This is a genomic window from Janthinobacterium sp. 35 (assembly GCF_002754575.1).
GTDB classification, from domain to species: Bacteria; Pseudomonadota; Gammaproteobacteria; order Burkholderiales; family Burkholderiaceae_D; genus Janthinobacterium; species Janthinobacterium tructae.
On sequence record NZ_PEFN01000001.1, the window covers coordinates 2,131,321 to 2,146,673 of the forward strand.

A 15,353-nucleotide genomic window follows, 5' to 3' on the forward strand; every position below is an offset into this window, starting at 1 on the left:
TGCTTGCCGTCATGTTGGCCAGTATTATACCGACTATTTGACGCTAAGCAAAATCTTTTTTTGCTCTCTACAACATGGTAAGCATCGGGTGGCGACTCAGCGCTTTTGCCTTCCAGGCGATCCAGACTGGTGGCACATTGCTGAGCACCGCATCCGCTTCTTCCTGACTGCCAAACGCACTAAATACACAAGCACCGGAACCAGTCATCCTGGCCTCACCGTAAGCACCCAGCCATTCTACCGCATCTGCTACCGGCTTGAAAAGACTGCATGCTACTTGCTGTAAATCATTCTTACCAAACCCGCCCGCATCGTTTCCTTCTGCGAGGTACCTGGAAAAGTCCGCTATTGTGACGGGTTCGGTATTTCTCGTCAAGCCTTCCGCGCAAAAAATTGCAGCGGTGGGTACTTGCACGCCCGGCTCGATCACCACATACCAGCATTCTGGCGTGGCGACAGGCTGCAAGGCCTCGCCCACGCCTTCGGCAAAGGCATTCTCGCCAAAGATGAAAAACGGGATATCGGCGCCCAGCGGCAAGCCCAGCGCCATCAACTCCTCGCGCGTCAACCCCGCTTGCCACAAACGGTTCAGCGCCATCAACGCCGTGGCCGCGTCGGACGAGCCGCCCCCGAGGCCGCCGCCCATGGGCAGCACTTTATCGATGGCGATATCGACACCGCGCGGCAAGGCGCCCGTGCGGCGCAGCACTTCGGCCTGCAGCAGTTTCGCGGCACGGATGATCAGGTCCTGCTCCTGCGGTACGCCGGCCAGCGCCGTCACGCGGACAATCGCCGTGTCGTCGCGCAGCGCAAAGTGCAAGGTGTCGCCATGGTCGAGCAATTGGAATACCGTCTGCAGCAGATGGTAGCCATCGGCGCGGCGGCCGTTGACGTGTAGAAATAAGTTCAGCTTGGCCGGGGCCGGGCAATTGTTCAGGGTCGTCAGTGTCATGGTGCAGGTGCGGAAGTGGCGGGATCGAGCACGATGCGCAGCGAGACGGCATCGGCCTGCGCGCTGGCATTGCGTTCGGCATCGATACGCCGCGGTTGCGGCAAGGCGCCCGGCGTATTGTCAGCCGCATTTTGCCCTACTTCTTGCCACGACACATAGCGCAAGCGCCAGCCGTCCTTGGTCGTCACGCTGTCGTTCGCGGGCGAGGCGACAAAGCGCTTGCCATCGGCGCCCATGGCATAGCCTTGCAGCCAGTCGCGCAAGCCCGACACGGGCAAGGACCAGCCCAGCATCTGCGCGCTCAGGGTATCGACATCGGGCGCGCTGCGCGGCGCCTTGCCGCTTTGCGTCAACACGGCCTCGCGCGGCGTGACGGCGATGGTGGCCAGGGTGCTGCCGACGGGCGAATACAAGGTCACATCCGTGCGCTGCGCCGTCTGCTGCCAGTTGAAATTGACGGTTGCCGATTCGGGCTTGTCATCCTTCTGGTACACCACGTTCAAGCGGCCCGTCAGCTCCACCTGTTCGCGGTAAGGGGCGACGGTTTTACCGGATGGCGCGGCGCCGGACGAGAATGGGGAGGTCAGGGTCGAGCAGGCCGAGAGGGACAGGCAGACGAGTGTGAGGGGGAGGAGTTTTTTTAACATGGGAATAGTAAAGAACCGGCAGCGACAAGGTGGGGTCAGTCCCTGCGGGATCGGAATGCGTTCCACTGGAACGCATTCCCCCTGCAGGGTCTGACCCCGGTTTTTGCCCTTGGGTTAACAATCACAAACTGACATTCAGTCGCGCCAGGGTACTTTTCAGCGCATCGTTTTTCGGGTCCTTGCTGCGCGCTTCGCGCCACAGTTTTTGCGCTTCATCCTTGTAGCCCTTCTGCCACAGCACTTCGCCCAGGTGGACGGCGATTTCCGGATCGCTGCGCACGGCATAGGCGCGGCGCAGCGCGTTTTCCGCGGCGGCCAGGTTACCCATGCGGAACTGCACCCAACCCATGCTGTCCATGATGAACGGGTCGCCCGGCGCCATCTGCAGCGCTTTTTCGATCAGCGCATAGGCTTCCGGCAAGCGGATGCCCCGCTCGGCCAGCGAGTAGCCCAGGGCGTTATACGCATGCTGATTGTCGGGCGCCAGCGCCATCACGCGGCGCAGGCTCGCTTCCATCAGCTCGAGTTTATCCAGGCGCTCGGCCAGCAAGGCGTAGTCGTACAGCAGTTCCGGATTGTCGGGGAAGCGCAGCAAGGCGTTTTCCAGCACCGTGTAGGCGCTTTGCACATAGCCGGCGTCGCGCAGGAATTGCGCATCGACCAGCAACACCTGCGCCTGGCTTGCCGGATCGTCCGTTTCGATTTCCGTCAGCGCCTTGCGCGCCGCATCGAGATTGCCGCCGCGCGCGATCAGCTGGGCGCGGCGCAAGCGCGCCTCGACATAACCGCTTGATGCGCTATTGTCGACCTTGTCCAGCCAGGCGATGGCGCCGGCCGTGTCGCCGCGCGTCTCGGCGATCTGCGACAAAATCATCAGGGCCTTGAAAGGATCGCGCGTGTCGCCAGGATTTTTATCCAGCACGGCCAGGAAGCGCTTGAAGTACTGCTCCGCGCCCTTGGTGTCTTCCAGCTGCAGCGCCACGATGCCCAGCGCATACAGGGCGCCCACGTTATCGGGCGCGCTTTTCAGCAGCAGCAGGAACTGGTCGCGCGCCGGTTCCAGCTGTTTTTGTTCGACCAGCAGGCGCGCATACGCGCCGCGCACTTCGACGGCGTCCGGATTCTTTTGCAGGAAAGCGGCCAGCACCTTGCCCGCAGCCTCGGGCTCGCCCGTCACCTGGGCCAGGGTCAGCGCGGCCAGCTCGGAGTTCGGCTTGATGGCCAGCGCCTTGTTCGCTTCGCCAATGGCGCGTTCACGCTCGCCGATCGACAAGGCGCCCTGTGCCAGCACCAGATGCGCTTCGAACATGTCCAGGTAGGGCTGCGCCAGGCGCGTCACCATCGAATAGGCATACAGCTTGTCATTCGAGCGCGACAAAATCTGCTGCATCTGGAACAGGGCCACGCCACGCGCGCCCGCCGGTGCATTGGCCAGGCGCTCGGCGAAAATCGGTTCCGCTTCTTCGATCTTGTCCGTCAACACGACAAAGCCGAGGAAGAACTGCGTCGCCTCGTCCGAATCGGGCGCCAGCTCGCGCCACAGGCGGATGGCCGCCAGCGCTTCGCTGCCCTGCTTGGCGGCCAGCGCCATTTCCGAAGCGCGGCGCGCCAGGCGCGGGTCGCGCGTCTGCTGCGCCGCCACCATCATCGTCACGTACGGCCCTTGCCACTGGCCGCTCTTGAATTCCATTTCAGCGCGGGTCAGCTTGTACAGCAAGTCGCTGGTCAATTCGACCTTCGGCAAACCCGCCGCCTTGGCGTCAGCCTTGGAATCGGCGCCTCCTTCCTGCGGCGCGGCAGGCGCGGCCGCAGAGGGGCTGGCCGCGGCATCGGCGGGGGCGACAGGCGTCTGAGCCATGGCATGCGTGGCCATCAGGGCGGACAAGGTTACAATGGCGAAAGCGTTTTTCAAAGGCTGATCCTGGCTAAACGGCAAAGTTTGATTCTACGCCCAACACGGCTATCGCGTACTTCACGTATGTAACGAAATATATACGTCGTGGCGGCGTAGCCGGCCCGGACCAGCCATCGGCCGGCAACCCGCCTGTTTTTACCTGGTTTTCAACCATTCGAGCCCTATGCCAGAATTGCCAGAAGTCGAAGTCACACGGCGCGGTGTCGCGCCCCATATCGAGGGCCGCGCCGTGCGCGCCGTCGTGCTGCGCCGCGACGGCCTGCGCTGGCCCTTCCCTCCGGCCCTGGGCGAACAATTGTCGGGGCAAACCATCGGCCTGACGGGACGGCGCGGCAAATACCTGCTGATCCACTTCCGCCACGGCACCTTGATCATCCACCTGGGCATGTCGGGCCATTTGCGCGTGCTGCCGACGGGCACGGAGGCGCAAAAGCACGACCATTTCGACCTCGTCGTGGAAGACGCGGACGGCGGCAGCCAGGTGCTGCGCATGACGGACCCGCGCCGCTTCGGCGCCGTGCTGTGGCACGACGAGGCCGACGGCCCGCTCGATGGCCACGCGCTGCTGCGCGGCCTGGGCACGGAACCGCTGGAAGGCGGCTTCACGGGCCGGCTGCTGTTCGAAAAAACGCGCAACAAGGGGACCAATATCAAGCAGGTACTGATGGCGGGCGATATCGTCGTCGGCGTGGGCAATATCTATTGTTCCGAAAGCCTGTTTCGCGCGGGGATCAACCCGAAGACGCCGGCCCGGCGCATCGGCCTGGCGCGCTATGAGAAACTGGCGCAAGCGATCCGCGACGTGCTGGCCGAAGCCATCGTGCAAGGCGGCAGCACCCTGCGCGACTTCATCGGCGTGAACGGCCAGTCCGGCTATTTCCAGCAAACGTATTTCACGTACAACCGCGCGGGCAAGCCATGCCGAGTCTGCGGCGCGCCTATCCGCCAGATCGTGCAGGGACAGCGTTCCACGTTCTACTGCGTGAACTGTCAAAAGTAAAGGGGGCCTGATGGTCAGAGATTTGGAACAATACAGCGCATGGCGGCAGGACGTGCAGGCCGCCTTGCAGGCATACCGGCAAGCCGCCAGCGCGGCGGGCCTGGTCGACGGCGCTTCCGCGCTGCGCCTGGCGCGCTGTGGTTCCCGCCTGCTTGATGACCGTTTATCTGTCGCCTTCGTGGCGGAATTCTCGCGCGGCAAATCCGAGCTGATCAACGCCATCTTCTTTGCCGGCTATGGCCAGCGCATCCTGCCCTCGGGCGCGGGCCGCACCACCATGTGCCCCACCGAGCTGCTGTACGACGCCGCATGGCCGCCATCGATCCGGCTGCTGCCCATCGAGACGCGCGCGCAGAACCTGTCGACCAGCGACTACCGCGACCTGCCCGCCGCCTGGACCGTCCTGCCCCTGAACATCGATGCGGGCGACGACATGCAGGACGCCATCCGCCAGGTCAGCCTGACGAAAACAGTCAGCGTGGAAGAAGCGGCGCGTTACGGCCTGTACGACGCCGACGACGCGGACGCTCCCGCCATGCTGGACGAAGACGGCCAGGTGGAAATTTCCATGTGGCGCCACGCCATCATCAACTTCCCCCATCCGCTGCTGAAACAGGGCCTGGTGATCCTCGATACGCCCGGCCTGAACGCCATCGGCACGGAACCGGAACTGACCCTGAACCTGATTCCGAATGCGCATGCGGTGCTGTTTATTCTGGCGGCCGACACGGGCGTCACGCGCAGCGATATCGAAGTATGGCGCAACCATATCGGCGCCGGCGCCGGGCGCCTGGTGGTGCTCAACAAGATCGACAGCATGTGGGATGAATTGCGCGGCGACGCCGAGGTGGCGCAAGCCATCGAACGCCAGCAGGCCAGCGTGGCGCACCTCCTGATGCTGGACGCTGGCCAGGTGTTCCCCGTCTCGGCGCAAAAGGCCCTGGTGGGCAAGATCAACCACGATGCGGCGCTGCTGGAAAAGAGCCGATTGCAGGCGCTCGAGACGGCCCTGTTCGAGGAGCTGATCCCCGCGCGCAAGGACATCATCCGGCGCCAGCTGGCGTTCGACCTGGACGCCATCGAAGCGGCGCAGCAGGTGCAGGCGGCGGCGCGCGTGCGCGGCATCGCCGAGCAGCTGCACGAGCTGCACAGCCTGCGCGGCAAGAACCAGAGCGTGATCGCGCACATGATGCGGCGCATCGATATCGAGAAGAAGGAATTCGACAGCAGCCTGTTCAAGCTGCAAGCGACGCGCGCCGTGTTTACCCGCCTGTCGACGGAGCTGTATACGAGCCTGGGCATGGACATCGTGCGCGACGATATCGATGGCGTGCGCGCGGCCATGCAGCGCAGCCGCTTTTTCACGGGCCTGCGCGAGGCCGTGCGCCAGTATTTCGAGCGCATCGCCAGTAACCTGGACCGCTCGGAAGGCAAGACGGCCGAGATCACGGAAATGATGAACGTGATGTACCGCAAATTCGCCTCCGAACACGGCCTGGCACTGGCCGCGCCGATGCCGTTTTCGCTGGCCCGCTACCGCAAGGAGATCGCCGACATCGAAGCCGTGTATCACAAGCAGTTCGGCACGGCGACCCTGCTCACCACCAGCCGCGTCGTGCTGATGGAAAAATTCTTCGACACCATCGCCTCGCGCGTGCGCCGCAGTTTCACCAACGCCAATGACGACGCGAGCGCCTGGCTGAAAGTCATCATGGCGCCGCTCGAAGCCCAGATCGTCGAGTACAAGGAACAGCTGAAACTGCGCTTTGCCTCGATCCAGCGCATCCACGACGCCACCGGCAGCCTGGAACAGAAAATCGCCGGCTTCGAGGCCAGCCTGGCGGCGCTCGAACGCGACAAGGCGCAGCTGGCGCAATTGCTGGCCGCCTTGCGTGCCGCCAGCGCAAGCTGAGCAACATCACACCACAGAACACTGGAATCTTGCATGAAACGTCTGCTGCATCCGCCCTCGCCCGCCAAGGGCACAACTCAATTTGAAAACGCGCCTGAAAATTATATCGACCCGACTTTTTCCGCCACCATCATCGCCTGGCAAAAGCAGCATGGCCGCCATGCGCTGCCGTGGCAAAACACGCGCGACGCCTACCTGATCTGGCTGTCCGAAATCATGCTGCAGCAAACGCAGGTCACCGCAGTACTCGGCTACTATGCACGCTTCCTCGAACGCTTCCCCACCCTGCGCGATTTGGCCGCAGCACCGGTGGAAGACGTGATGGCGCAATGGAGCGGCCTTGGCTACTACACGCGGGCGCGCAACCTGCACAAATGCGCGCAGCGCGTGGTGGCCGAATACGATGGCGTCTTTCCCAGCGACCCGGCCCTGCTGGCCGAGTTGCCCGGCATCGGCCGCTCTACGGCGGCCGCCATTTCCGCGTTTTCCAGCGGCACGCGCGCGGCCATCATGGACGGCAACGTCAAGCGCGTGTTTGCGCGCACCTTCGGCATCGACGCCTATCCCGGCGAGAAACGGGTGGAGGAAGCCATGTGGCGCCGCGCCGAAGCGCTGCTGCCTGAATCGGGTATCGAAGCCTACACGCAGGGCTTGATGGACTTCGGCGCCACCCTGTGCACGCGCAGCAGCCCCGATTGCGGCCGCTGCCCGCTGCAACCGCGCTGCGTGGCCTACGCCACCGGCCGCACCAAGGATTTGCCGGTGCGTAAACCGAAGAAAACCAGCCCGGAAAAGCACGCCGTCATGCTAGTCATCATCGACAACGGCCAGGTGCTGCTGGAGCAGCGCCCCGGCTCGGGCATCTGGGGCGGCTTGCTGTCGCTGCCCGAACTCGATGGCCACATGCTGGCCGATGCAGACTCGCCGCGAGAGATAGACCAGCAGGTACTGGCACGCGCCGTGGCGCCGTTCGGCGCCATCGAGACGCAGGAGCGCTTGCTGCCCATCGTGCACGTCTTCACCCACTACAAACTGCACATCGTCCCCTGCCGCATCACCCTGGCGCGGCGCCTGGCGCTGGCAGGGGAAGCCACCCACGTCTGGTACGACGGCACGAAAATCGCCGACGCACCGCTGCCCGCACCGATCAAGAAACTGCTGCTGGAACTGTTCGGCGATGCGCGCGCGGCGCAGCGCAGCATGTTCTAGTGCGACGTTTTTTACTGTTCGCGCTGACGGCGCTGTGTTTGCACGGCGCGCAAGCGGCTGACGCGCTGCCGGAGCTACCAGAGGTGAGAATAGGCGTGCTCGCCTACAAGGGCGCCGACGCCGTGCAGCAGGACTGGTCGTACGTGACGCGCCACCTGCAGGCGAGCATCCCCGGTATCCGTTTTACATTGGCCGACTACGACCAGGCGGGCTTGACGCGTGCCGTGCAGTCGCAAGCGATCGCCTTCGCCATCACCAGCAGCGGCCATTACGTGGCGCTGGAACACAGCGATGGCGCCAGCCGCATCGCCACGCTCGAATCGCCATGGACGGACTCGCCGCGCCAGGCCATCGGCTCGGCCATCATCGTGCGCAGCGCGTCGCCGCTGCATGACCTGGCCGACCTGGCGGGCAAGAACGTGATGGCGGTAGCACCCGATGCGTTTGGCGGCTACCAGATCGCCGCACGCGAACTGCGCGAAGCGGGCATCGATCCCACGCATGATTTTGCCAGCCTGCGCTACAGCGGTTTCCCCTCGCAGCAGATCGTCGACGCCGTGCGGGCGGGACGCATGGATGCCGGCATCGTGCGCACCTGCCTGCTGGAACAGATGGTGGCGCGCGGCGAAGTGCGCGCCGATGAACTGCGCGTGATCACCACGCGCCCGATTCCCGGTTTTCGCTGCGCCAGCTCGTCGCGGCTGTATCCGGACTGGCCCTTCGTGGCCCTGCGCCAGACGCCGCCAGCGCTGGCGAAAAAAGTGGCGCAGGCCCTGCTGGCCATGCCGCGTACCGATGAAGGTTACAGCTGGACCGTGCCCAGCGATTACCAGATCGTCGATGAACTGTTCCGCGAGCTGCGCATCGGCCCCTACGCCTATCTGGACAAGCTGACGTTCGAGACGGCCCTGCGCCGCTACTGGGGCTGGATGCTGCTGGTGCTGGCCTTGCTGGTGGCCTGGGCCGTGCATACGGTGCGCGTGGAATACCTGGTCAGCCGGCGCACGGAGCAATTGCGCGCCGCCCAGCACCAGCAGCGCGCGCTGGAAGAACAGGCGCGCCAGCGCCAGGCCACGCTCGACCACACGGCGCGCCTGGCCATCCTGGGCGAGATGGCCAGCGCCATTGCGCACGAATTGAACCAGCCGCTGGCGGCCATCGGCAATTTCGCGCGCGGCATGGCGCGCCGCATCACGGCGGGCCGGCTCGACGCGGCGCCACTGCTCGACGGCGCGCAGGAAATCGCCACGCAAAGCGAACGCGCGGGCGCCATCATCCGGCACATCCGCGCAATGGCGCAAAAACGTCCCGCGCACAGCACGCCCTTCGCCCTGGCCGACGCCGTGGAGCAATCGGTATCGCTGTTCCGCGCGGCCCATCCGCAAGCCAATATTAGCTGGCGTCACGAGGAGGTCAGCGCTGCACCGCGCGTGCTGGCCGATCCGCAGCAAGTGCAGCAGGTACTGCTCAATTTGCTCAAGAACGCGCTCGATGCGCAGCTGGAAAACGACAATCCGGGGCACCCCATCGGCGTGCTGCTGCACCGCGAAAACGGCGCCTGCACGGTGGCCGTGCGCGACGCCGGTTGCGGCCTGCAGGCGGCGCAGATGGCGCGCCTGTTCGAACCCTTTTTTACCACCAAGGCCGAAGGCCTGGGCCTGGGCATGTCGCTCAGCAAAAGCATCATCGAATCGTTCGGCGGCAGCCTGTCGGCGCACGCCAACGCCGATGCGCCAGGCTTGACGGTCTGGTTCCGCCTGCCCGAAGATACCGGTATAAAGGCGCACAAGGAAAAGGAAACACCATGAATGAAAGCGATGCGATCATCTTTGTCGTCGACGACGACGCCGCCATGCGCCGCTCGCTGGCCTATCTGTTCGATTCGGCCGGCTGGCAAGTGGCGACGTTTGAATCGGCGCGCGACTTCCTGCAACGCTATGATGGCCATGCGCCCGGTTGCTTGCTGCTCGACGTGCGCATGCCTTTGATGAGCGGACTGGAACTGCAACAGGAGTTGAAGAATAAAAGCGGGCACGCCATATCTCTGCCCGTGATTTTCCTCAGTGGCCATGGCGACCTGGCCATGGCCGTGCAGACGATGAAGGCCGGCGCCTGTGATTTTCTGGAAAAGCCGTGCAAGGACCAGGTGCTGCTGGACGCCGTCTCGCGCGCCGTGGCCCGCAGCGTGGAGGAAAGCCGCAACGCCGCCAGCGCGAATACGGCGCAATCGGCGCTGGCCAGGCTCACTGCGCGCGAGCGCGAAGTGGCGCTGCTGATGGCCGAAGGCAAAGCCTCGAAAGTCATCGCCCGCGAGCTGGGCATCAGCGACAAGACGGTGCAGGTACACCGCCATAACACGATGGAAAAACTGGGCCTGCACTCAGCAGCCGAGGTAGCCCGGCTGCTGATGGCCAGTGGGGAGATTTAAGCCCGCACGATGCGCGCCGGCAGTCCCTGCCGCACCGACGTGCCCGACACGGGATCGACAAACACGTTCTTGTCGCCGCGGCTCGGGTCCGTCAATCCCAGATCGTTCAGGTTGATGCCCGCGCCGATGGCCGGCTCGTCGGGCTGACGCGACTTGCCGATGCGGTGGGCCCGCGCGCCATGCTCCTTGTGGCCAAAGCCATGTTCAATGGCGATCACGCCGCGCTGCACCCCATGGCGCAGCATCACCGTGGCCCTGGCCCTGCCGCCCGGCGTTTCCAGATATATTTCATCGCCATTTTCCAGTTTCAAACGCGCCGCATCGTCGGGATGCACGGCAACCGGGTTGTCCGGATGGATGCCGCGCAAGCGCCGCGCGCCGATGCTGTAGGAGTTCTGCAGCGCCGATTTAAAACTGATCAACTCGAATGGCCACTCGCTGGCCGGGTAGGCCTTGCGCACGGGCGTGCCGTCGGCAAACGCCGCCACTCTCCAGGCGGGCGTACCGGGGAAGCGTTTGCCGCTCAAGCTGTTCTTGCTCACGCCCAGGCCCTCGTTGTACAGCATCATCGGTTTCAGATAACGGTGCGTGGACCAGTCCTGCGGATACGGCGTCTCATCCGCCACCGGCACGGGAGCTGCCGGCGCCTTGGCATTCACGGGCGGCGGCAGGCGCAGGCCGAACATCTCGCCATAGCTCTGGTAGCGTCCTCCGCGTGCCAGCATGAAGGCCACCTTGCGCCACTCTTCCGGCTTCAGGGTGCGCTCCAGTTCGGGGCGGATGCGCGCCACGCCGGACAGCGCGATGTCGTCGTCGCTGGCTTCCGGCACGGCCGTCTTGCCCTGCCAGGCGATGTTGGCGCCGCCGCGCAGATACCAGTCTTCCGCGCGCAGCAAGGGGAAGCGCTGGCCATCCATGTCCTGCAAGGCCTCCGGGCCGAAGCCCGGCAAGGCCATCGTTTTGGCCAGCGCGATGAAGAACGATTCCATGCAGATGGTCTGGCCATCCGGCGTTTTCTGCACGCGCGGTTCGACCACGGGCCAGCGCGCCGTGCTCATTTTGACGGGCATGCCGCCCCAGGCGCCGGCCCAGCCCCAGCTTTCATACAGCAAGGTATCGGGCAGCAGGTAGTCGGCAAATGCCGAGCTTTCATTGATGAAGGGGTCGATGGCGACGATCAGGGGAATCTTCTTCGGATCGGCCAGCTCCTTGCCGATCTGCGCGCGCAAGCCCGTGATGCCGTAGACAGGATTGCAGCTCCACAGGATCAGCGCCTTCAAGGTGTACGGGTAGCCATTCATGGCGCTGGTGAGCCACTCGGTCGCCAGCGCGGGCGCGTTCGGATACCACGGCGCCCTGGCCGGATACGCCTTGCCCGCTTCCTTCTTCAGCTTGAATTCCGAGGTTTTTTCATAGGGCACATTGCGCCCGATCGGCATGCCCGTCGCCTTGATCTCGCCGTCGAAACTCTCGAGGTTATAACGCGGCCCAGGCCCCGCATCCTTGAAGCTGCCGCCATTGACCAGGGTGCCGCCCTTGCGGTTCAAGTTGCCGATCAGGGTATTGAGCATGACCAGCGCATACGCGTTATAAAAACCCGCGCCCGACATCATGCCGCCGTGCGCATTGACGGCGGCGCGCTTGCCATGGCTGGTGAGTTCCTGCGCCAGGCCTTCGATGATGTCGCGCCCGATGCCGCAGGCAGCTGCGTATTCATCCATGCTGTGGCGCTGCGCTTCTTCGTTCAACATCGTCATGGCCGTCTTCAGGTGCAGCGGCGCGCCCGCCACCTCCAGCGGACCGTCGAAGAACAAGCGACCCTCGCCCTTGGCCGCGTTGTGCGGCACGATCGCTTGCGTGGCGGCGTCGATCACGCAGAAGGCGTCGCCATCCTTGTAGCGCTCTTCTTCCGCCAGCTCCACCGCGCCGATGTCCGATGCGCGCAGGTAGCGGCCGTCGCGCGGATGGCCTTTCTCGTTGATGATCAGGTGCGTGGCGTTGCACCAGGCGGCTTCGCCCGCCGCTTCCGCCACCTTCAGGTTCGGCTGCGCGAGGAAGTTGCGGTCATAGCGTTCCTGCTCGATGATCCAGCGGATCATGGCCATGGCCAGCGCGCCATCCGTGCCCGGCTTGATCGGTACCCAGCGGCTGCGGTCGCCCGCTGCCAGGCTGTCGGCATTCGTCAGCACCGGGTCGACGACGACGTAGCTGAAATCGCGTTTGCCCGAGCGGGCTTTTGCGATCAGGGTGCCCTGGCGCTTGAACGGATTGCCCGCATTGCCCGGCGCCGTGCCCACGAAAATGCAAAATTCCGTATTTTCCAGGTCCACTTTCGCATGCGGCATTTTCTTCATGTCGCCGAACATGGCGCCCGAGCCGCTGCGATACGCGCCGCCGCAATACGAACCATGGTTGACCAGGTTCAAGCTGCCGTACGACTGCTTGAAAAAGCGCGTGCCGAACGCCAGGCGGCCGTCGTCCGTGCTGCACATCAGGCCCACCTGATTGACTTGCGGCCCCAGTTCCGGCTGCGCCGGATCGATCGGTTTTTCCAGCTCGCGCAAGGCGCGCAAGCCCTGCACGTGGCCTTCGCCAAACAAGTCGCCGCCTTCCGTCACTTCCTTCACCAGCTGATCGAAGGCGATCGGCTCCCACTGGCCGCCGCCGCGCGGTCCCACGCGCTTCATGGGCGCCAGCACGCGGAACGGCGACTCCATCTGTTCCAGCACGCCATTGCCGCGGCCGCAAGCGGTCGAGCGCCCTTTCAAGCCCTTTTCCTGGAAGCGCGAGAGCGACACAAAACTGTCGCGTATCGAAGTTTGATATGGCAGCGCCGGGTCGGCCGACATGGGGCTGTAGGGATTGCCCGCCACGCGCAGCACCTTGCCGCTTTTTTTATCCAGGCGCACGCGCACGCCGCAAAACGTGGTGCAGCCCATGCACATGGTGTAGCTGACCTGCTGCTCCGGGTTGACGGTCAATTTCCCCGTGGCCGTGTCGACGGAAAACTCGGGCGGCAGGGAATTGCCGTGCAAGCGCTGTACGGGTTTGTCCTTGCCCAGCGCGTGGTCGACCATGCGGCCGGCCGTGGTGGAAAAGCTGGCGGCAAAGGCGGCCAGGCCGCCGCCGATGGCGCCGTAGCGCAGCAGCTTGCGGCGCTTTTCATTTTCATTTTCAGGGACGTCGTTGCGGTCGTCGTTGTTTGTGTGTTCGTTCATTTTTGACTCCTCAGTACGTGGCCATGGCGGGACGGCTGCGTGCAGCGACGACGCGTCCGGCCCATGGCAAAAATTCCAGCATCAGCAACAACAGCGCGATCCACAGGCCGGCCGTGCCGATGATCCCCAGCAAGCCGTCGTTCCCCATCGGCAGGTGATAGTCGTACAGGCCCGCGCCCGTTTTCGGTATCGTCTGGCCGCCGATGAAAATCGTCCAGCGCATCATCCAGGCGCTATGCAGCGCGATCAGGCCGTTCACCAGACCACTCGTGGCCGGGCGCCAGATGGCCAGCGCCATCGGCACGATGGACGACAGCACGGCCCAGACAGCCGTGAACTGCCATTGCGGCATGCCCGCCACCTGGGTAAATGCCATGCTGTGGCTGGCGCTCACGCCGGAGAGACTGACGAACAGCCAGCCGCCGCCCAGCGCCAGCACCAGCGCCAGCGACAGGGCCAGCGCGCGGTTCAAGGACACTTCCAGCGCCTGCTCGCGGCCCGGCAGGAAGCGGTTGAACAGCAACGCCAAGCCCACGGCGCCGACAAAGGCCGTGGCGGCAAATTGCGCCGGCAGGAAAGGCGTGAACCACAGGGGACGGGCGCGCACCACCATCACTTCCATGCCCGTGTACAGGCCCACGACAAACGCGGCGAGCAAGGTGAAGGCGGCGGCGGTGACGATGGCCTTGCGCGATGCGGCGCCACCGCGCCCGGCCAGGCGATACAGGAAGGCCAGACGGTCCTGGCCCTGCCCCCGCGTGGCGAAGTCCACGCGCAGCGCCAGCCATGCGTACAGCATCAGGCAGCCCAGATACAGGGGAATGAAGAACGAGCCCCACGACATCCACGACTGCGGCTGGAAGTAAATATAGAAGTGATAGAAGCGGCCCGGCCCGTGCAGGTCGGCCAGCAGCGCCACGGGCGCCGTCATGCCGCAGACGAGGGACGCCAGCAGCGCGATGCGCCCCAGGCGTTCATACGCCTTGCGGCCGAAGACGAAGTACGGCAAGGTCAGCATGAAGCTGCCATAACTGAGGCCGATGAGGAAAAAATACTGCACTGCCCACGGCAGCCATGCCGCTTCGCGCGTGACGTTGACAATTTCGGTGATGTGGCTGTCCATGGTTTATTTCCCGTGTTTGCTCGGTTGCCAAAGTGTCGCTTCACCCTCGACGTGGCCGGCGAAGCGCGTGTCCAATCCCAGGTAGAACACGTGGGGCTGGGTACCCTGTTCGGGCTTGAGCACCTTCACCTTGTTCTCGGTGAGCAGTTGGTGCACCATGCTTTCAGGGTCATTCAGGTCGCCGAAGATGCGCGCGCCGCCGACGCAGGTTTCCACGCAGGCCGGCAGCAGACCTTCATCGACGCGGTGCGCGCAGAATGTGCATTTGTCGGCCTTGCCCGTTTCGTGGTTGATGAAGCGCGCGTCGTACGGACAGGCTTGCACGCAGTAGGCGCAGCCCACGCAGCGATCGCCATCAACGACGACAACGCCATCCTTGCGCTGGAAGGTGGCGCCCACGGGACAGACGGGAATGCAGGGGGGATTGGCGCAGTGGTTGCACAGGCGCGGCAGCATGTAGGTGCCGCAGCGGTTCTCTTCCTTCACTTCATAGGTCGAGACGACGGTGCGGAAGCTGTTTTCCGGTACGGCGTTTTCCATGATGCAGGAGACCGTGCACGCCTGGCAGCCGATGCACTTCTGCACATCGACCACCATCGCCCAGCGCTGGCCGCCTTCGCCCCTGGTGGCGGCCTTGCCGGGCAGCGGCGCGATGGCCGCGCCGATGGTAACGGCTGGCAAGGCGCGCAAAAAACTGCGGCGCGATTCAATCATGACACTCTCCTTGACTATGGGCGGCAAGCCCTTGTTGACTTGCTGCCATGATAGAAAAGAAGTTGCCGTACGGATATTGGGGTGATCGGGTGGGGTCCTAGATGATCATGCCGATTGACAGGATCGACAATGCGGAGTAGGTCGGATTAGCGGGGCCGCCGAGGCGCGCCAGCGCGTAATCCGACAACCTTGTTGGCATGAAGTGTCGTGGTATCGCGCAGACATGTCGGATTAC

At 64.2% G+C, this 15,353-nt stretch carries 11 protein-coding genes; 5 read left to right on the forward strand and 6 right to left on the reverse strand.

Annotation, left to right across the window (positions count from 1 at the left end; genetic code table 11):
* Positions 1-67 precede the first annotated feature (67 nt).
* The 3 genes from ispE to CLU93_RS09590 form a co-directional block, all read right to left on the reverse strand.
* Positions 68-952: a 4-(cytidine 5'-diphospho)-2-C-methyl-D-erythritol kinase gene (gene ispE / locus CLU93_RS09580; RefSeq protein WP_099760903.1), complete on the reverse strand. Its 885-nt coding sequence runs from the start codon at positions 950-952 to the stop codon at positions 68-70.
* A complete protein-coding gene (locus CLU93_RS09585; protein WP_099760904.1) occupies positions 949-1,599 on the reverse strand; it encodes an outer membrane lipoprotein LolB in 651 nt (216 codons plus the stop codon). Before CLU93_RS09585 ends, ispE begins: the two co-directional genes overlap by 4 nt.
* Positions 1,600-1,720: 121 nt before the next feature.
* Positions 1,721-3,511 (reverse strand): tetratricopeptide repeat protein, encoded by a 1,791-nt coding sequence (locus CLU93_RS09590; protein WP_099760905.1) that lies wholly within the window; start codon positions 3,509-3,511, stop codon positions 1,721-1,723.
* Between the two features lie 166 nt (positions 3,512-3,677).
* On the opposite strand from CLU93_RS09590, the gene mutM reads away from it, so the two are divergent.
* From mutM to CLU93_RS09615, 5 genes are read left to right on the forward strand one after another with little or no spacing between them, the layout of a single operon-like run.
* On the forward strand, positions 3,678-4,514 hold the full coding sequence (gene mutM / locus CLU93_RS09595) for a bifunctional DNA-formamidopyrimidine glycosylase/DNA-(apurinic or apyrimidinic site) lyase (protein ID WP_071079741.1): 837 nt from the start codon (positions 3,678-3,680) through the stop codon (positions 4,512-4,514).
* A 10-nt stretch (positions 4,515-4,524) separates the two neighbouring features.
* Entirely contained in the window at positions 4,525-6,426 is a 1,902-nt protein-coding gene (locus tag CLU93_RS09600; protein ID WP_099760906.1) for a dynamin family protein, read from the forward strand.
* Positions 6,427-6,459: 33 nt separating this feature from the next.
* Positions 6,460-7,635, forward strand: a complete 1,176-nt coding sequence (mutY, locus tag CLU93_RS09605) for an A/G-specific adenine glycosylase (RefSeq protein WP_257224919.1) — start codon at positions 6,460-6,462, stop codon at positions 7,633-7,635.
* Complete coding sequence (locus CLU93_RS09610; protein ID WP_099760907.1) at positions 7,635-9,443, forward strand: sensor histidine kinase; 1,809 nt, start codon at positions 7,635-7,637, stop codon at positions 9,441-9,443. The genes mutY and CLU93_RS09610 overlap by 1 nt, the downstream gene beginning before the upstream one ends.
* Entirely contained in the window at positions 9,440-10,063 is a 624-nt protein-coding gene (locus tag CLU93_RS09615) for a response regulator transcription factor (protein ID WP_099760908.1), read from the forward strand. Before CLU93_RS09610 ends, CLU93_RS09615 begins: the two co-directional genes overlap by 4 nt.
* Here the strand turns inward: CLU93_RS09615 and CLU93_RS09620 are convergent.
* From CLU93_RS09620 to dsrO, 3 genes are read right to left on the reverse strand one after another with little or no spacing between them, the layout of a single operon-like run.
* On the reverse strand, positions 10,060-13,281 hold the full coding sequence (locus CLU93_RS09620; RefSeq protein WP_099760909.1) for a molybdopterin dinucleotide binding domain-containing protein: 3,222 nt from the start codon (positions 13,279-13,281) through the stop codon (positions 10,060-10,062). The two genes, CLU93_RS09615 and CLU93_RS09620, sit on opposite strands and share 4 nt — an antisense overlap.
* A 10-nt stretch (positions 13,282-13,291) precedes the next feature.
* Positions 13,292-14,404, reverse strand: a complete 1,113-nt coding sequence (nrfD, locus tag CLU93_RS09625; RefSeq protein ID WP_099760910.1) for an NrfD/PsrC family molybdoenzyme membrane anchor subunit — start codon at positions 14,402-14,404, stop codon at positions 13,292-13,294.
* A gap of 3 nt (positions 14,405-14,407) precedes the next feature.
* Positions 14,408-15,118: a sulfate reduction electron transfer complex DsrMKJOP subunit DsrO gene (gene dsrO / locus CLU93_RS09630; protein WP_086139026.1), complete on the reverse strand. Its 711-nt coding sequence runs from the start codon at positions 15,116-15,118 to the stop codon at positions 14,408-14,410.
* Positions 15,119-15,353 lie beyond the last annotated feature (235 nt).